We start from the raw sequence: 17,012 nt of genomic DNA, 5'->3' as shown, positions 1-17,012 counted from the left end.
ATGAACTTTCAACAACTCAGAATTATTCGAGAAACTGTTCGCCAAAACTTTAATTTAACCGAAGCATCTGCGGCCTTGTATACCTCTCAATCTGGTGTCAGTAAACACATCAAAGATTTAGAAGATGAATTAGGTGTACAGTTATTTGTACGTAAAGGGAAACGTCTATTAGGTTTGACTGAACCGGGTCAATCATTATTGAGCATTGTTGAGCGTATGTTGGTCGATGCCGATAATATTAAACGTCTCGCCGATGATTTTAATAAAGTTGACGAAGGTACACTGACGATTGCGACAACACATACACAAGCACGTTATGTACTGCCACCGATTGTGAACCAGTTCAAAAAATTATTTCCGAAAGTTCATTTAGTTTTACAACAAGCCAGCCCTGTTGAAATTGCAGAAATGCTCCTTCAAGGTGAAGCGGACATCGGCATCGCAACCGAATCGTTAACCACAGAAGAAAATCTGGCAAGTGTGCCTTATTATGAATGGCACCATAGCATTATTACCCCGAAAGACCATCCTTTAGCAAAACTGGATAAAATCAACCTCGATGTTTTAGCAGAATATCCATTGATTACTTATCATGGTGGTTTTACAGGTCGTTCTAAAATTGATAAAGCTTTTGAAGATGCACAATTGCACGCGGACATCGTGATGTCAGCACTCGATGCCGACGTGATTAAAACCTATGTTGAACTGAATATGGGTGTCGGAATTGTCAATGATGTTGCTTATGATGCTGAACGTGACTATCGCCTACAACAAATCAAGACTGATGTGTTTGGTGTGAATACAACATGGATCGCCGTACGTAAAGGCCATTTACTGCGTGGTTATGGTTATGAATTTATTTCTTTATGCTCACCAGAAACAGATATTAAAGCTTTGAAAAGAGTTGCTTATCCAGAAGAATAAATTATCTAAAAATAAAAGGCGCATCATGCGCCTTTTATTTTTCCCATTAATAGGTATAAAAAAAACGAGCATGGCGCTCGTTTTTTTTATGTTGAATGCATGGATTAGAACTTGAAGCTCACACCCACTTTCGCAACTGGCATCCACTCATATTTACTTTTGTTTTCGATATTGCGTTCTTCTTTCGCAATTTCATCATTCAAGTTAGCACCGCTACCATTACTAGCTGTACCACCATTTACGTTTTGTAAAGATGCTGTTGGATTACCAGTATAGTAAGCACCAACCTCACCGAACACGCCAATGTTTTTATAGACTTGCGGTGCAATACCAACACCTACATATGGTGCGATATCATCTTTATAACTCATTTTACCTGCGATATGTACATCAGAAGTTGCGTTAAAGTCAGTATTGTTCACACTGAAGTTACGACCTTGACTTACACGACGATCAAGTTTGTAGTCATTATCTAGATAACCTACACCTGTAGCGACATATAATGAGTTTGCAAACATATTTGCACTTGTACCCCAAGGACGAATCTCAGCATTTAAATATGCTGTTTTATTGTCCATATCTAGGTCATATTTAGAGCCATTAATTTTTAGATCATCTGACCAAGAAATATCGCCACCATTATAACCAAGGCTTAAGCTCACGTATGGGTTGACTTTATATGAAATTGCACCACCGTAACCTGTAGTACCTACCTCAGCACGAACTGAAACTGGATCTAAGTATGAAGGAAATGCATAAACAGATTCCTGCACGACTTGTTCATCTGCTGCAAATGCAGTGCCTGCAATCGCTGTTAATGCACCTGCTGCTAACATAACACGCAAAGCTTTCATTGAAGTCTCCTCAAAAATGCTCTTATTTAAAGTATAATTGTTACTGTGGACACAGGATAAAATAAATAGCGCTATTTTTTTATACAGAAACTGATTACTTTTTGTTATTTTTTGATACAAATTCAAAGGAATTATGTATTTCTAAATTATAGATAAAAAACAATAGGCTCCATTTTTATTACAGATTTGTTGCTCAAATTTAAAACAATATATTGTAACTACTTTTTTCAAAGATTCTTGCCACAAATTAGTGTAAAATCTTCAAAATTTTTTTGGAAGAAGGAAGATCATGTCTCAGCTTTCTGCAATCATTGAGCAAGCATTTGAAGACCGTGCCAACTATAGTGCAGCGGACTGCCCAACTGAAATCCGTCAAGCTGTAGAAGAAGCATTGACAGGTTTAGATAACGGTACACTTCGTGTAGCTGAAAAGATCGATGGTGAGTGGGTTGTTCACCAATGGTTAAAAAAAGCCGTTTTACTTTCATTCAAACTCAATGACAATAAGCCTATCGAAGCTTGTGACCTTCGTTTCTATGACAAAGTAGATACTAAATATTCAGGCTGGACTGAAGAGCAATTCAAAGCTGCTGGCGTACGTGTCGTACCACCTGCTGTTGCTCGTCGTGGTAGCTTCCAAGCTAAAAATGTGGTGTTAATGCCATCTTATGTCAACATTGGTGCTTATGTAGATGAAGGCACTATGGTTGATACATGGGCAACTGTAGGTTCATGTGCACAAATCGGTAAAAATGTTCACTTGTCTGGTGGCGTTGGTATCGGTGGTGTTTTAGAGCCTTTACAAGCAAACCCAACCATTATTGAAGATAACTGCTTCATCGGTGCACGTTCTGAAATCGTTGAAGGCGTGATTGTTGAAGAAGGTTCTGTGATTTCAATGGGTGTTTTCATTGGTCAATCAACCAAAATCTTTGATCGTGAAACTGGCGAAGTTCACTATGGTCGCGTACCAGCAGGTTCTGTGGTTGTTGCGGGTAGCCTTCCATCAAAATGCGGTACTTACAGCTTATATGCTGCAATCATCGTGAAAAAAGTGGATGCAAAAACACGTGCAAAAACCAGCTTGAACAATTTATTACGCGCTGACTAATTTGTAATATATACGGAACTTAATGGTTCCTCGGAGCTTCTGTCGCTCCTCGTCTCTACGATCAGTCATGGTCGTAGAGATTTTGTTTTTTATGTAGCATGCTGCTTGTGTGGCACCTGTTTGTGGTAACTGTTTATGGCTTCCTTACGTTCTTCTGCAATTCCTGTCTCTGATCCTGCGGCGGGTTTACGCATCACGGAGATCTTTTACTCTTTGCAAGGCGAAGCGAATACGTTTGGTCTACCAACTGTTTTTATTCGATTAACAGGTTGCCCATTACGCTGTAGTTATTGCGATACCACCTACTCTTTTGAAGGCGGTGAACGTTTATCACTTGAACAGATTATCGAAACAGCGAGCCAGCATAAAACACCTTATATTTGTGTCACAGGCGGTGAACCGCTTGCACAACCCAACTGTTTGATTCTGTTACAACGTCTGTGTGATCTTGGTTTTCAGGTTTCGCTCGAAACCAGTGGCGCTCTGGATGTTTCCAAGGTTGACCCACGTGTTTCTAAAGTTCTGGATCTAAAAACGCCCACTTCAAAAGAAGATCACCGTAATTTATACAGTAATCTTGACCATCTCACTCCACATGACCAGATTAAATTCGTGATCTGTAATCGTGCGGATTATGAATGGTCAAAACAACAGCTAGAACAATTCCAGTTGCAAGACAAAGTGAGTACGGTTTGGTTCTCACCTGCTTTTGCAGTTGAAAAAGGTGCAGTTGCCCTGCCAGCATTGGCGCGTGACTTGGCCCAGTGGATTTTAGAAGACCATCTCCCTGTTCGCTTCCAGTTACAGTTACACAAACTGTTATGGAATGATGAATCTGGTCGTTAAAAGCTCATGAAAATCATTCTTTAGAACAGTAATGATTTTCCTCAAATTTATTTTAGGTTGAATAATGGAAAATAATATGCGTTCTCGTGCCATCGTATTATTGTCTGGCGGCTTAGACTCAACAACGTGTCTTGCTTGGGCACAGTCAAACTATGAATGTATTGCCCTCAGTTTTATGTACGGTCAACGTTCGACTACTGAACTTGATGCAGCCAAAGCGCTGGCTCAACGTGCAGGTGTAGAACACCGCATCATTAACATCGATTTAGGCAATTTAGGTGGGTCTGCGCTTACAGATCATAACATTGAAGTCCCAGAACAATTACAAGAAGGGATTCCTGTAACTTATGTTCCAGCACGTAACACAATTTTCTTGTCTTATGCCCTTGCTGCGGCCGAAGTTTTTGACGCTGCTGCCATCGTAATTGGCATCAATGCTGTTGATTATTCAGGATATCCTGATTGTCGCCCAGAATTTATTGACGCTTTTGCCAATCTTGCACATTTAGCAACCAAAGCAGGCGTTGAAGGAAAACCTCTTAAAATAGAAACACCTTTGTTACATTTATCCAAAGCGAATATTATACGCTTAGGCATCGAACATGGCGTAGACTACAGTCAAACGGTATCCTGCTATCAGGCAGATGCTCAAGGACGTGCATGTGGCAAATGCGACAGTTGTCGTTTACGTCAACAAGGTTTTATCGAAGCAGGTATTGCGGATCCTACGCGTTACACTGAATAATCGATATTAGGGTAAAAAATTAGGTACATTATATGAAGTTTTCTAAATCAAATCTTATTCTATCTACAATGATGTCAGCTGCTGCACTTTTTGCGACAGCAACTCACGCAGCTGATAATCCATTACAAACTGCGTATAAAAGTACCAATGTAAAAGCAGCATTGGTCAACGTATGTAAAGACCAGACTGCAAAAGGCGGTAAATTAACTGCTGCTGAAGTTAGCAAGTTCTGTGGTTGCCAAATTGATGCTCAAGGTAAAGTAACTGAAGCGCAAAAATGGGAAATCCAGAGCGCAATCAATGCGAAGAAAAGCCCAAGCTCTTTAGGTTTTGTGCAACAGCAAAATAAAGACCTACAAGCATGTTTAGGCGCTCCACTTGTGACCAAGTTAGAGAAACTAACTGAAGAAGCAATGAAAGCTGCTCAACAGCAGGCTCCTAAAAAATAAGCCTGAATTGTTGAAAACAAAGCCTGCATTTATGCAGGCTTTTTTATTGGGCTTTGTTAAAATCCCCTTTATCTAGAATCAGTTGAATAACACCATGCAAGATCAATGGAAAACCAATGCCGAGCAACGACAATCTATTGTCTCGTTTAGTGGTGGTAAAGACAGTTCCCTCGCCCTATATCATGCGATGCAAACAGGCACTGTGATTGGGCTAATTGTGATGCTGGAAGAGCAAGGTCAGCGTTCTCGTTCCCATGCGATGCCGCTGGATATTATCCGCGCACAAGCAGATGCGGTTGCTTTACCCGTGTATATGACATCTTCAAGTTGGGCCGATTATGAAACAAAGTTCATTGCGCTACTCGATCAAGCCAAACAACACGGTGCAGAAGTATTAGTCACGGGTGATCTTGATATGCCTGAGCATGGTTGCTGGCATGATCGGGTCACCCAGCAAGTGGGGCTAAAACTGGGAATGCCACTTTGGTTACGCCCTCACCGTGAAGTGGTCGAAGAATTTATCAATTTAGGATTCAAGAGTGTCATCGTGACAGTCAATCTGAAACTGGGTATGCAAGTTGAAGATCTAGGTAAGATTTTAACCTTGGATTATATTCAGGAATTGGAAGATCGTGGCGTTGATCCATGTGGTGAAGGTGGAGAATTTCACACCACTGTGATTGATGGGCCTATTTTTAACAAAGCTATTCCTGTACGACACGGCGATATTGTTTATCATGAGGAATATGCTTTTTTACCGCTTGAGCTTGAGCAACACTAATTTTATCGAAGGATGAACAATGTCTGAGAATATTCAATTACCCAATCATGTTTTCCCAACCACTCAAGGTGAAATCAACCTTGCTGAAATCAGCAGTGAATGGTTGGTGCTCTATTTCTACCCAAAAGATTCAACCCCAGGTTGTACCACTCAGGCGGTAGGCTTTTCTTGCTTGAAAGATCAATTTGACGCCTTAAACTGCCAAATTATTGGTGTATCTCGTGATTCAGTTAAAGCACATCAGAACTTTACAGAAAAACAAGCACTCAGCATCGATTTAATCAGTGACAAAGAAGAAGTGCTGTGCAAACATTTCGACGTGATTAAAGAAAAAAATATGTATGGCAAACAGGTGATGGGCATTGAACGCTCAACTTTTATTTTCCATAATAAACAGTTAGTAAAAAGCTATCGCAAAGTTAAAGCTGCTGGACATGCAGAACAAGTCCTAGAAGACCTAAAAGCATTACAAACGGCTTAGTGCCAATAAGTAACAAAAAAGCGAGTTTCAAGCTCGCTTTTTTGTTCAGGCAAATTGCTGTTCGCTTTACGCTTGGCGTATGATAAACAGATTAAAAGAATAAGCTAAAGACATTTAAAATGAATCATCTTCATGTATTGCTATCACTACCCTTACTTGCGTTTGTATCAGCATGTAGTTCGAATACATCGATAACATCCCAAGAACAGCCTCCCTTAACACCACAAATTCAGAAAATGGCGACAGAGATACGCTGCCAAGATATACAAAACCCTGCGTATCAACGGGTGATTCTGAAGGCGATCAATGAAATTCGTCAGCATCCACGCCAATGCGGAGAGCAATATTTTCCTGCAGTTGCGCCACTGACATGGAACAATCATTTATATCAAAGTGCCTTTGATCATGCCGAAGATATGGCGCAACACAGTACGCTTGGGCATATCAGTGCCACAGGTCAAGATTTTAGAAGCCGTTTAAAACAAACGCAGTTCAAGGGTCGTGGCGGTGGAGAAAATGTGGCTCGTGGGCAGAAAAATTTAAATGATGTAATGGCCACATGGCTGGCCAGCCCCGTGCATTGTCGCAATTTGATGCATCCAAAATTTACAGACTACGCCCTAGCCTGTACAGTTGATCAATCAGCAAAGCAAAAAAGTTATTGGACTCAACAATTTGGTGTTCGATAAAAGGAATAAGCATGCAATCTGGCTCTATTACCCCCATTCTACGTATTTTTTATGTGGAACTCGCCCAATCCTTTTACTTTGATTATTTGGGCTTCCAACTCGATTGGCAACATACTTTTGGGGATAACTTCCCGCTTTATCTACAGATTTCCAAAGGTGATTGCATCATTCATTTATCTGAGCATTTCGGTGATGCCAGCCCACATAGTGCCATTCGTATTTATTGGGAGAATCTCAGTTTGCTTCATGCAGAACTGGATGCAAAAGACTATAAATTTGCCAAGCCTCAAGTAGAGAAAACCGATTGGGAAACCTTGGAACTGAGTATCACCGATCCATTCTCAAATCGAATTATTTTTTGGGAAGATGCTTAATCTTCCCTTTGTCTCAAGATTCATCGATATTGGAACGGTCATTATCCTTAAATTTTTGCTGTAATTTCTGATAGATCGGCGATTTTTGAAATTCGCTCAAGAACTGGATTGTCCCTTCAGGGAAAAACTCAGTTTGAATCTCACCACGATAATAGGCTTCGCGCATTGGTGTTGCTGAAATAGAATCTTTCAAACTATCCAGCTCCACCATCTGCCACTCAGGGAATAAACGTAAATAATAAGAAGATTCATCCTTGAAATGACCGATTAAACCGACTTTTGCATTTGGCTGAATCACGCCATTGACCAAGTCTTTGACCTGTTTGACCCATTTTTCATCGTTATAGACATCGACCACATGGACAAAATGAATTCGCTTTTGATCTTGCTCAGAAAAGTTCGACAAGATCATTTGCTCACGCTCAACCGCCAGAAAAGGATTTTTGATATTCCGTTCAGATTGCGCCGATCCCAAAGCCAAGATCACGTTTTGACTTTTTTGTAATGCAATTTCAATGGTTTGCATATGTGCAAAATGAAATGGCTGGAAGCGTCCAATAAAAACAAGATAGTCAAATGTGTACATAGGCTTAATTTCACTTTTTTGTGAACTCATCAGTTGCGCCATTCTAATAAATATGCGACATAATGAGGGCACTTAAAATCAATCTGGATTAAAGCAAGGATAGTACGATGACACTTAGCTGTATTCAACAACCTCATCAACATTTGCAAGCAAATTTAGAAGATGGCGTACTCACCTTAGCCATTAACCGTTCAGAAGCAAAAAATGCACTCTATGGCGAACTTTATCTTTGGATCGCAAAAGCTTTGGATGAAGCCGATGCAAATAAAGAAGTTCGTGTGGTAATTTTCCGCGGTGCAGAACAAGACTTTACGGCGGGTAATGACATGAAAGACTTTATGGGCTTTATTCAAAAGCCACATGAAGGCAAAGCTGGCGATCAACCTCCATTTGTATTATTAAAAGCAGCTGCTCGTTTTTCAAAGCCCCTCATTATTGCGGTGAAAGGTGTTGCAATTGGAATTGGTGTCACGATTCTATTACATGCAGATATGGTATTTGCAGACAACACTGCCCTGTTCCAGATTCCATTTGTCAGCCTTGGTTTATCTCCAGAAGGTGCAGCAAGTCGTTTATTGGTGAAACAGGCCGGTTATCAAAAAGCAGCCGAGTTATTATTCACAGCGAAAAAATTTGATGTAGCGACTGCGGTAAAAGCAAATCTAGTCAATGATGTGGTTGAAGATGTGTATGCGACAGCGCAAAAAACAGCGCAACATATAGCAGCATTACCGTTGGCTTCGATCAAACAAACTAAAGCACTCATGAAGCAAGACTTGACAGATATCATTGCATGTGTTGATGATGAAGCTGAAATTTTCATGCAACGTGTACGCTCACCAGAAATGATGGAAGCGGTACAAGCTTTTATGCAAAAGCGGAAACCTGATTTTTCTCAGTTCAATTAATCACTGCATTAATCATTCGAACAAACCACTTAGCCTAAAAGTTAAGTGGTTTTTTATTTTGTGTATCCATATAGATATTTACGGATAGACCGTCTAAGCTCGATTCTGATTAAAACTAAATTTCAAAAATATGAAAGTCGTCATTGCTCCAGACTCTTTTAAAGACAGCTTATCTGCACATGATGTTGCAGAAGCGATTGCTTTAGGTTGGCAACAGGTTTTTCCTAATGCAGAAATCATCACTTGCCCAATGGCAGATGGCGGTGAAGGATCAATTGAAGCTGTTTTAGCGGCTTGTTCAGGTCAATGGCGCGAACAAGCAGTACAAGGCCCACTTGGGCAACCTGTACTAGCAAAATGGGGCTGGTTAGAGACTGAAAAGATTGCCATCATTGAAATGGCACAAGCCAGCGGTATCCAGTTGGTGCATCCCTCAGAACGTGATGCATGTATCAGCAGTACTTTTGGTACTGGTGAGCTGATCCTCGCTGCTTTGGATGCAGGTGCAAAGGAAATTGTACTGACTGTGGGTGGCAGCGCAACCAATGATGCTGGTACGGGGCTTTTATCTGCATTAGGCGCTAAGTTTCTGGATGTAGATCATCAATCATTGCCTGCTGGTGGTCTTGCCCTGCAAAACTTGGCATGGATTACTCTGGAAAATTTCGATCCACGGATTCAACAGACCAAATTTTTATTGGCTGCTGATGTAACCAATCCACTTTGCGGCCCAAATGGTGCATCTCATATTTTTGGCCCGCAAAAAGGTGCTTCACCAAGTCAAGTACTTGAACTGGATCAAGCATTGTCATATTTTGCCGATGTCACAACACAATTGCTTGGCATTGATCGACGCAATGAAGTTGGTGCAGGCGCTGCGGGCGGCTTAGGTTTTGCTGCAAAAACTTATTTAAAGGCCGAGTTTCGATCTGGAGTCGAAGTCATTGCGGAACTGAATCAGCTTGCTACCAAAATCCAAGGCGCGGATTGGGTGATTACAGGCGAAGGAAAGTTTGATGAGCAGACCTTGAATGGCAAAACACCCTTCGGGGTCGCCCAAATAGCACAAGCAGCTAATATTCCTGTGATTGTGATTGCAGGAACGCTTGGACAAAACTATCAAGCTTTATATCAACACGGCATTACGGCTGCCTTTTCTTTAACTTCAGGTCCAATCAGCCTAGAAGAAGCCTGTCAAAATGCGGCAGAGCTGATTCGCGCACGGACAACCGATATCGCCCGATTAATTCAGACCAGTATGATTAAACCTAGTCAAACTCAATAAATCTCTAAAATCTGAATAAACTCAAAGGCAGGCTCTTCATATGGATGACTTGCCTTTAGAGCTTTTGCCACAGCTCTGGCCTTATCTTCTGCAATAATGGTTTCAACTCGCCATTCTTCGAGTTGCTCTAATTCATCCAATTGCCCTAAAAAAGGGTTTGCACCTTTAACGGGCTTGAATTGCCCAATGCCTTTGACTTGCCAAGCACAATGTTCATAGTTTCCAATACCACCCGCACCTGCTTCAAAGATTGCTTGTTTGGTAACTTCCAGATGAGATTCAGGCACGTAATAAATCAGCTTTAACATCATAAAATGGCTCAAATCGAAATCAATGAGAATTCAATCATAGCGTGATAAAAGCTGAACAATCAAAGTGAAATATTGATGATGAGATAACTCACGATGATAAATAGCAGCTGAATAAGCACAGTTAAGCCAAACCAAAACCAGCCTTTGTCTTTTGAATAGCTTGCTCTCAAATAATTTTCATTTTTCATCATGCTGCTCTCTCATATCTTATTTATTGTTGAAATATGAGAAGCAAAAAATAGGCCACATGTGAATTTTATTTTATAAAAGGAGAAAGTTAATAAAGTGATATTTAAAGGTTATTTTAGAAAAAATTATACGTCATGTTGTGTCGCACCAATATAGAATTTATATAAAAATTATTTGAAATAATGGTATTTTTATTTTTGAATATTTTTTATACGGTTGATTTTATGAAAACTTTTTTAAACCACTTCGGTATTCCAGCAAACTCTGCTGGAATAGATTTTTTGGATATTAATCTTGAAAAAGATACTCCCTTATTTATTGATAGTTATTATCTAACTTGGTCTAAAAACATCTATTGTCAAAAAGCTTTATCTACCCAAAGAATTTTTATGGAAGAACTAATGCTTTCATTAAAAAATGGTAATGATCAAAAAGCAAGTGAATTATGCAACCATTTTCCTGAACCTAAATGTACAGGTATAGGTCTTTCAGCTGCAAGTTTTAATGGTAGAGGATCTAAAAAAATTAAAGTTGAAAAGATTTTACATTCTTTAAAAAAGTCAAAAGCCGCTCAAACTGGTTTATTAGAGGATTTAGAAGAATTAATTTTGGTTACTGAAGGCATTGGTGCAGACACTATTTCAGATATTACTACCAATATTTGTATGAAGCATTTTGCTCAATATACACTTGAAAAATGCAAAGAGCTCAATATTCCAACAGAACTTACTAAAAAAAATTTCTTTTATTTTTGCGAACAAGACAAAGTTTGGAAAAAAACTAAATTTGAATTACCTCACGTACCTCTAGGAAAAGAACAGGTACACAGCGCAATTGTATTACTCCCTAACGAGATATTAGATAGTATTATTTCTTATGATACTCAATTCTTTTTTACAAATATTGCAACTCCACTCTATGTTAAGGAAGTATTGAAAAAACAACCAACAGCTTCATTTATCTACTCAGTAAAAAGTACTAAAGAGCGAAAAGTTAATGTAACTGACATGAGAAACCTACATCCTGAATATCGTGGTGGTAAAAAAAATATGGATAAACTAATAGCAAGCAATCCAAAACTTTTAAAAGATTACAAAGAAGTTGCACGATCTCGATATATAAAAAGAAGAGGAAAGAAATCGTAATAAACTAAGATTAGAACAAAAATGAAAATTATTTTTTATACTTAGTCCAAATCTCTCAGAGAGACTTTGGACTAGGATTCATATCAATTACTTGGTAGTTATTTTCTTCTCGTACAGTGTCATCGCAAATGCTAAACCACACAAAATCACAAAACCACTGGTCATCGGAATCAAAGTACCGTTATAAAGCTGCCCAATAATCGAAGCGAGAATTAAAGACAGCACGGATGAAGATGCCCCAATAATCGCCGAAGCCATACCTGCCACATGCCCCATCGGTTCCATTGCAATCGCATTGAGATTGCCAAACAGTGTTCCAAACAATAAAAACAAAATGCAGGCATACAACATAAACATCCAGAATGAAACGGCGATACCGGCAAGCTGAACGATGAGGAACAACAATGAAATTAAACACAGGCCAAGAAAGCCATAAATACAGATGGGGCGCATCCCAAATTTCATAACAATTCTAGAATTGGTAAAAGATGCAATCCCCATTACGCCAGCTAATAGCGCAAAGTAAGCACTAAATTCCTGCCCTGTTTTGCCAAATTGCTGCATAAAGATTTGTTGTGAAGTTCCAAGATATCCAATAAAACCGCCAAAACAAAAACCTGCACATAGCAAATAACTCATGGTGGTTTTATTGCTCACCACTTCTTTAAAGCCATCTTTAAATGCTTGTACACGCATCGGCAAACGATTTTCAGGCACTAAAGTTTCTTCTAGCCTTAAAGCGACCCAAGCTCCAACAGCTATGGCATAGACCATATACAACACAAAAATATCGCGCCAACCGAAGAAATGAATAATCAGTTGTCCCAAACTGGGTGCAATCGCAGGTGCGACCATAAACACCATCATGATCAAAGACATGATACGTGCCATTTGTGCACCACTGTATTTATCCCGCACAATGGAAATCGAGGCCACATAAGGCCCAGAAACGCCCACACCCTGAATAAAACGCCCGACCAAGAACCATTCAAAACTTTGGGTTGAATAGCACAACAAGCTTCCTAAGAAATAGATGACAATGCCAGTAAATAAAATCCGTTTTCTTCCAATCGCATCAGACAATGGCCCTGCAATCAGTTGCCCTATGGTCATTCCTGAAAAAATGCTAATGATGACCCACTGCGCCTGATTGCTATTTTGCAGGGTAAAAACTCGGCCAATTTCACCTAATGCAGGTAAAACAGCATCAATCGAGAAAGAGACAATGGACATTAATAATGCCATCAGTAATGCGAATTCGTGGAAATGGATTTTTGATTTCATTTTTCTTGTCCATTAATCATTATTTTATATTGAATTAAATAAGCCACCTGACGGTGGCTTATTGCATGAATTTAATTAACCAATAAATTTACGTGCGTTACGGAACATACGCAACCAAGCACCATCTTCAGCCCAGTCTTCAGGCTTCCAAGAATGCTGTAAAGCACGGAAGTTACGCTCTGGATGCGGCATCATTACGGTTGCACGACCATCTTTAGAAGTTTGACCTGTAATCGCTTCAGGTGAACCATTCGGGTTCAACGGATAATGCTGAGTTGGATTACCCAAGCTATCCACATAACGCAAGATCACTTGGTTCTCGGCATTTAAAGCAGCGATTTGCTGTTCAGTTGCAACTAGACGACCTTCACCATGCGCAACAGCGATAGGTAAAATCGAACCTTGCATATCTTCAAGCAAGACTGAAACTGATTTTTCTACGCGTACGTTAACAGCACGTGCTTCAAATACTTCTGACGTATTACGATGGAAACGGCCCCAATGCTCTGCACCTGGAATCAGTGGTGCAAGTTGCGACATCATTTGACAGCCATTACATACGCCTAAGCTGAATGTGCTCTCACGATGGAAGAACTGTTCGAATTGATCACGCAATTTTGCATTGAACAATACTGATTTCGCCCAGCCACCGCCAGCGCCCATCACGTCACCGTATGAGAAGCCACCACACGCCACTAAACCTTCGAAGTCGCTCAAGCTGACACGACCTGCAAGCAAGTCACTCATGTGTACGTCGATAGTATTGAAGCCAACTTTGTCAAATGCAGCAGCCATTTCAACATGACCGTTGACACCTTGCTCACGCAAGATTGCCATATTTGGACGACGTGTATTGATAAACGGCGCTTCAACAGGCTCATTCAAATCATAAGTCGCTTGTGCAATTAAACCTTTATGATTTTTATCTGCAATCAATGCAAATTCTTGATCAGCCGTTTCAACATTGTCACGTAAGCGCTGGATTTGGTGTGACACTTCTGCCCATGCTTGTTGTAATTCAGCACGTTCTAAAGTTAAACCATTGACAGCCAATTGATCAGTTTTATTAACACGGCCTACAACTGCGATTGCATCTTTCAGGCTTGATTCTGCAACTTCAACTTGCAATTGCGCCCAATCAGCTGCTGTGATTTGAAGTACAGCACCAATTTCTTCAGCAAATAAGCTTTCCGTTGTTTGATTTTCTAATGCAACACCTAAGCGTGAAGCAAACATCATTTCAGCAACAGTCGCCAATAAACCACCATCACCGATGTCATGGTAAGCCTTGATCACACCACGATTGTTCCAGTCTTGAATCAAGGCAAAGAATGCTTTGAAATCATCAAAACTATCGACATCAGGTGTAACAGAACCAATCGCTTTATATACTTGTGCAAGGATCGAACCACCTAAACGGAACTGCCCTTTAGATAGGTCAATACGAACCAATACCGAGTCTGCAAGGTTTTTAAGCTCAGGCGTTAAGGTTTTACGTACATCTAAAACTGGTGCAAATGCAGTGATTACCCCTGTCATTGGCGAAGTAACAGCTTTGTCTTCACCATCATTCCATGTGGTACGCATAGAAAGTGAATCTTTACCGACTGGAATTGCGATGCCTAATGCAGGACACATTTCCATACCAATCGCTTTCACACCTTCAAACAAGGCTTGGTCTTCACCTTTTTGACCTGCCGCTGCCATCCAGTTTGCTGAAAGTTTAATATCGCTAATTTGTTCGATGTTGGCACAAGCAATATTGGTAATCGCTTCCGCAACCGCTAAACGCGCAGAAGCTGCTGGATTTAACAATGCAACCGGTGGACGTTCACCCATTGCCATTGCTTCACCAGTGAAACCTTGCAAGCTTGTAGTCGTTACTGCTGCATCTGCTACAGGAACCTGCCAGCGACCCACCATCTGATCACGTGCAACCATACCTGTAATCGAACGGTCACCAATGGTGATCAAGAATGATTTAGATGCAACTGTTGGATTTTTCAATACGCGGAAAATCGCATCTTTTAAATCAACTTTCACAACATCAAAGTCGTTACCCGTACGCTCAATCGTTTCATATGAACGTTGCATACGCGGTGTACCGCCTAAGATCACCTGCATTGGAATATCGACAGGCTTGTTCTCAAACAATGGGTCTTCTACGGTCAAATGACGCGCTTCAGTCGCTTCACCCAATACCGCAAACGGACAACGCTCACGTGCACAAATTTCTTCAAACTGTTCTAAAGACTCTGGGCGAATGGCAAGCACATAACGTTCTTGCGCTTCATTTGACCAGATCTCCATCGGGCTCATACCTGGCTCTAATGATGGAATTTTACGCAGGTTAAGCACTGCACCCAACTCATGATCATTCACAAGTTCTGGCATCGCATTGGATACACCACCCGCACCCACATCATGTACAGACACGATAGGGTTAAAATCTTCTAAGCGCCAGCAGGTATCGATGACTTCTTGGCAACGGCGTTCCATTTCTGGGTTTTCACGTTGTACAGAAGCGAAATCAAGACTTTCACCCATGGTACCGCTATCTACAGAAGACGCTGCACCGCCACCAAGACCGATTAACATTGCAGGGCCGCCCAATACAATGAGCAAGTCACCCGGTTGAATCGCATCTTTCTCTACATGGTCAGGACGAATGTTGCCGTAACCACCAGCGATCATGATTGGCTTGTGGAAGCCTTTCACTTCACCATTGACATTTTGTTCGAAAGTACGGAAGTAACCATTTAATGCAGGACGACCGAATTCATTGTTAAATGCCGCGCCACCTAATGGGCCTTCAATCATGATCTGTAATGGCGATGCCATACGTGAAGGTTTGCCGTAGTTTTCTTCCCAAGGTTGTTCAAAACCAGGAATATTCAAGTTCGAAACAGTAAAGCCCGTTAAACCTGCTTTTGGTTTACCACCACGACCTGTTGCACCTTCATCACGGATTTCACCGCCAGAACCTGTTGCAGCACCCGCAAATGGAGAAATTGCTGTTGGGTGATTATGAGTTTCAACCTTCATTAAAATATGAGCAGCTTGGCTCTTATATTTATAAACAAAGTGACCATTTTCATCCGCTTTTGGATAAAAACGCATGGTGTCATATCCCACGATCACAGACGCATTATCTTTATATGCCGATAACACATCCGTTGGAGATTCTTTATAGGTATTCTTAATCATCTGGAACAATGACAATGGCTGTTTTTCGCCATCAATTGTCCATTCAGAACCAAAGATTTTATGACGACAATGTTCAGAGTTTGCCTGTGCAAACATCATCAACTCGATGTCATTCGGATTACGACCCAGCTTGGTAAATGCTTCGGTTAAGTAATCAATTTCCTGCTCAGATAAAGCAAAGCCAAACTCATTGTTGGCTTTAACTAACGCTTCTTTACCTTGACCCAAAATATCAATTGAGTTCAACGGCTTCGGCGCTGTTTCCGAGAATAATGCTTTTGCATCTTCGATTTGAGCAAAAACATTTTCAGTCATACGGTCATGTAATGCCAGTTTCACTTCATTCGAAATCTCGGTTACACCTTTCAATGTAAACAAAAGACCGCGTTCTAAGCGGTGAATTGGCGTATTACAGTTTTTGAAAATATCTGTTGCTTTAGATGACCACGGTGAGATAGTTCCTACACGCGGGGTGACTAAAATCTGGATTTCATCACTTGCAGCTTGGCGAAGTTCGAAAGATTGACCATCGTTTAAAAGTTGTAATGCCGATTGATGTTGCTGCTCGTTGAGCGCTTGATCAAACAAATAAACCCACTGGCTGTCAAAAGATTGAACAGAACTCATTGACGTTAAGCGATTTAAGAGTTGAGCTTTCTTGAAAGAAGAATGTGCTGATGCACCGGCCACGATAAACATGTTGACTTTGGCTCCACGGGCGGGTCTAACGAACCTACCACAATGTGACTTATAAGAGAGCGCATATTCTACTGTGAAAGCCTCATTTCAGCTAGCCATATCCATCTTAAAAATCAGAGTTTTCTACCTCAAATGACTTAATTT

Annotated in this window: 18 protein-coding genes; 12 read left to right on the top strand and 6 right to left on the bottom strand. The window is 40.6% G+C overall.

What is annotated here, in order from left to right:
• Positions 1 to 924, top strand: a complete 924-nt coding sequence (locus IEV36_RS11950; protein WP_004771487.1) for a CysB family HTH-type transcriptional regulator — start codon at positions 1 to 3, stop codon at positions 922 to 924.
• 104 nt (positions 925 to 1,028) lie between these two features.
• Here the strand turns inward: IEV36_RS11950 and carO are convergent, their stop codons facing one another.
• On the bottom strand, positions 1,029 to 1,778 hold the full coding sequence (gene carO, locus IEV36_RS11945; RefSeq protein WP_005256807.1) for an ornithine uptake porin CarO: 750 nt from the start codon (positions 1,776 to 1,778) through the stop codon (positions 1,029 to 1,031).
• 289 nt (positions 1,779 to 2,067) lie between these two features.
• Between carO and dapD the strand changes: the two genes are divergently transcribed.
• The 8 genes from dapD (at position 2,068) to IEV36_RS11905 (ending at position 7,254) form a co-directional block, all read left to right on the top strand.
• A complete protein-coding gene (dapD, locus tag IEV36_RS11940; RefSeq protein WP_005256806.1) occupies positions 2,068 to 2,889 on the top strand; it encodes a 2,3,4,5-tetrahydropyridine-2,6-dicarboxylate N-succinyltransferase in 822 nt (273 codons plus the stop codon).
• Positions 2,890 to 3,024: 135 nt separating this feature from the next.
• Positions 3,025 to 3,735: a 7-carboxy-7-deazaguanine synthase QueE gene (queE, locus tag IEV36_RS11935; RefSeq protein ID WP_005151835.1), complete on the top strand. Its 711-nt coding sequence runs from the start codon at positions 3,025 to 3,027 to the stop codon at positions 3,733 to 3,735.
• A 76-nt stretch (positions 3,736 to 3,811) separates the two neighbouring features.
• Positions 3,812 to 4,480 (top strand): 7-cyano-7-deazaguanine synthase QueC, encoded by a 669-nt coding sequence (gene queC, locus IEV36_RS11930; RefSeq protein ID WP_212749908.1) that lies wholly within the window; start codon positions 3,812 to 3,814, stop codon positions 4,478 to 4,480.
• A gap of 32 nt (positions 4,481 to 4,512) precedes the next feature.
• Positions 4,513 to 4,929: a hypothetical protein gene (locus tag IEV36_RS11925; RefSeq protein WP_004771479.1), complete on the top strand. Its 417-nt coding sequence runs from the start codon at positions 4,513 to 4,515 to the stop codon at positions 4,927 to 4,929.
• 94 nt (positions 4,930 to 5,023) lie between these two features.
• A complete protein-coding gene (locus IEV36_RS11920; RefSeq protein WP_005256802.1) occupies positions 5,024 to 5,710 on the top strand; it encodes a Dph6-related ATP pyrophosphatase in 687 nt (228 codons plus the stop codon).
• Positions 5,711 to 5,729: 19 nt separating this feature from the next.
• A complete protein-coding gene (locus IEV36_RS11915; protein WP_004771476.1) occupies positions 5,730 to 6,191 on the top strand; it encodes a peroxiredoxin in 462 nt (153 codons plus the stop codon).
• Positions 6,192 to 6,310: 119 nt separating this feature from the next.
• Positions 6,311 to 6,880: a CAP domain-containing protein gene (locus IEV36_RS11910; RefSeq protein WP_005256801.1), complete on the top strand. Its 570-nt coding sequence runs from the start codon at positions 6,311 to 6,313 to the stop codon at positions 6,878 to 6,880.
• 11 nt (positions 6,881 to 6,891) lie between these two features.
• A complete protein-coding gene (locus IEV36_RS11905) occupies positions 6,892 to 7,254 on the top strand; it encodes a glyoxalase superfamily protein (protein ID WP_005256800.1) in 363 nt (120 codons plus the stop codon).
• Positions 7,255 to 7,267: 13 nt separating this feature from the next.
• Here IEV36_RS11905 and IEV36_RS11900 read toward each other — a convergent pair whose 3' ends face one another.
• Positions 7,268 to 7,840, bottom strand: coding sequence for a nicotinate-nicotinamide nucleotide adenylyltransferase (locus IEV36_RS11900; RefSeq protein WP_171068018.1), 573 nt, complete (start codon positions 7,838 to 7,840; stop codon positions 7,268 to 7,270).
• Between the two features lie 107 nt (positions 7,841 to 7,947).
• On the opposite strand from IEV36_RS11900, the gene IEV36_RS11895 reads away from it, so the two are divergent.
• On the top strand, positions 7,948 to 8,748 hold the full coding sequence (locus IEV36_RS11895; protein WP_005256789.1) for an enoyl-CoA hydratase-related protein: 801 nt from the start codon (positions 7,948 to 7,950) through the stop codon (positions 8,746 to 8,748).
• Positions 8,749 to 8,878: 130 nt separating this feature from the next.
• Entirely contained in the window at positions 8,879 to 10,033 is a 1,155-nt protein-coding gene (locus IEV36_RS11890; RefSeq protein WP_005256787.1) for a glycerate kinase, read from the top strand.
• Here IEV36_RS11890 and IEV36_RS11885 read toward each other — a convergent pair.
• On the bottom strand, positions 10,027 to 10,341 hold the full coding sequence (locus tag IEV36_RS11885) for a YqfO family protein (RefSeq protein ID WP_005256784.1): 315 nt from the start codon (positions 10,339 to 10,341) through the stop codon (positions 10,027 to 10,029). The genes IEV36_RS11890 and IEV36_RS11885 overlap by 7 nt on opposite strands.
• A gap of 62 nt (positions 10,342 to 10,403) precedes the next feature.
• A complete protein-coding gene (locus IEV36_RS18900) occupies positions 10,404 to 10,535 on the bottom strand; it encodes a KGW motif small protein (protein WP_005256783.1) in 132 nt (43 codons plus the stop codon).
• Positions 10,536 to 10,757: 222 nt separating this feature from the next.
• Between IEV36_RS18900 and IEV36_RS11880 the strand changes: the two genes are divergently transcribed.
• Positions 10,758 to 11,678: a DUF8370 family protein gene (locus IEV36_RS11880; RefSeq protein WP_032810655.1), complete on the top strand. Its 921-nt coding sequence runs from the start codon at positions 10,758 to 10,760 to the stop codon at positions 11,676 to 11,678.
• 87 nt (positions 11,679 to 11,765) lie between these two features.
• Here the strand turns inward: IEV36_RS11880 and IEV36_RS11875 are convergent, their stop codons facing one another.
• Complete coding sequence (locus IEV36_RS11875; protein WP_005256780.1) at positions 11,766 to 12,962, bottom strand: multidrug effflux MFS transporter; 1,197 nt, start codon at positions 12,960 to 12,962, stop codon at positions 11,766 to 11,768.
• A gap of 75 nt (positions 12,963 to 13,037) precedes the next feature.
• Entirely contained in the window at positions 13,038 to 16,868 is a 3,831-nt protein-coding gene (gene purL / locus IEV36_RS11870; protein WP_005256779.1) for a phosphoribosylformylglycinamidine synthase, read from the bottom strand.
• Positions 16,869 to 17,012 lie beyond the last annotated feature (144 nt).

Source organism: Acinetobacter vivianii (genome assembly GCF_014635885.1).
GTDB lineage: Bacteria > Pseudomonadota > Gammaproteobacteria > Pseudomonadales > Moraxellaceae > Acinetobacter > Acinetobacter vivianii.
This window is presented reverse-complemented; position numbering and strand designations above follow the sequence as displayed.

Bases quoted from the DNA above. Each gene is read 5' to 3' on its own strand.
- IEV36_RS11950 (WP_004771487.1), top strand. From the start codon at position 1: ATGAACTTTCAACAACTCAGAATTATTCGAGAAACTGTTCGCCAAAAC.
- carO (WP_005256807.1), bottom strand. From the start codon at position 1,778: ATGAAAGCTTTGCGTGTTATGTTAGCAGCAGGTGCATTAACAGCGATT.
- dapD (WP_005256806.1), top strand. From the start codon at position 2,068: ATGTCTCAGCTTTCTGCAATCATTGAGCAAGCATTTGAAGACCGTGCC.
- queE (WP_005151835.1), top strand. From the start codon at position 3,025: ATGGCTTCCTTACGTTCTTCTGCAATTCCTGTCTCTGATCCTGCGGCG.
- queC (WP_212749908.1), top strand. From the start codon at position 3,812: ATGCGTTCTCGTGCCATCGTATTATTGTCTGGCGGCTTAGACTCAACA.
- IEV36_RS11925 (WP_004771479.1), top strand. From the start codon at position 4,513: ATGAAGTTTTCTAAATCAAATCTTATTCTATCTACAATGATGTCAGCT.
- IEV36_RS11920 (WP_005256802.1), top strand. From the start codon at position 5,024: ATGCAAGATCAATGGAAAACCAATGCCGAGCAACGACAATCTATTGTC.
- IEV36_RS11915 (WP_004771476.1), top strand. From the start codon at position 5,730: ATGTCTGAGAATATTCAATTACCCAATCATGTTTTCCCAACCACTCAA.
- IEV36_RS11910 (WP_005256801.1), top strand. From the start codon at position 6,311: ATGAATCATCTTCATGTATTGCTATCACTACCCTTACTTGCGTTTGTA.
- IEV36_RS11905 (WP_005256800.1), top strand. From the start codon at position 6,892: ATGCAATCTGGCTCTATTACCCCCATTCTACGTATTTTTTATGTGGAA.
- IEV36_RS11900 (WP_171068018.1), bottom strand. From the start codon at position 7,840: ATGTACACATTTGACTATCTTGTTTTTATTGGACGCTTCCAGCCATTT.
- IEV36_RS11895 (WP_005256789.1), top strand. From the start codon at position 7,948: ATGACACTTAGCTGTATTCAACAACCTCATCAACATTTGCAAGCAAAT.
- IEV36_RS11890 (WP_005256787.1), top strand. From the start codon at position 8,879: ATGAAAGTCGTCATTGCTCCAGACTCTTTTAAAGACAGCTTATCTGCA.
- IEV36_RS11885 (WP_005256784.1), bottom strand. From the start codon at position 10,341: ATGTTAAAGCTGATTTATTACGTGCCTGAATCTCATCTGGAAGTTACC.
- IEV36_RS18900 (WP_005256783.1), bottom strand. From the start codon at position 10,535: ATGATGAAAAATGAAAATTATTTGAGAGCAAGCTATTCAAAAGACAAA.
- IEV36_RS11880 (WP_032810655.1), top strand. From the start codon at position 10,758: ATGAAAACTTTTTTAAACCACTTCGGTATTCCAGCAAACTCTGCTGGA.
- IEV36_RS11875 (WP_005256780.1), bottom strand. From the start codon at position 12,962: ATGAAATCAAAAATCCATTTCCACGAATTCGCATTACTGATGGCATTA.
- purL (WP_005256779.1), bottom strand. From the start codon at position 16,868: ATGTTTATCGTGGCCGGTGCATCAGCACATTCTTCTTTCAAGAAAGCT.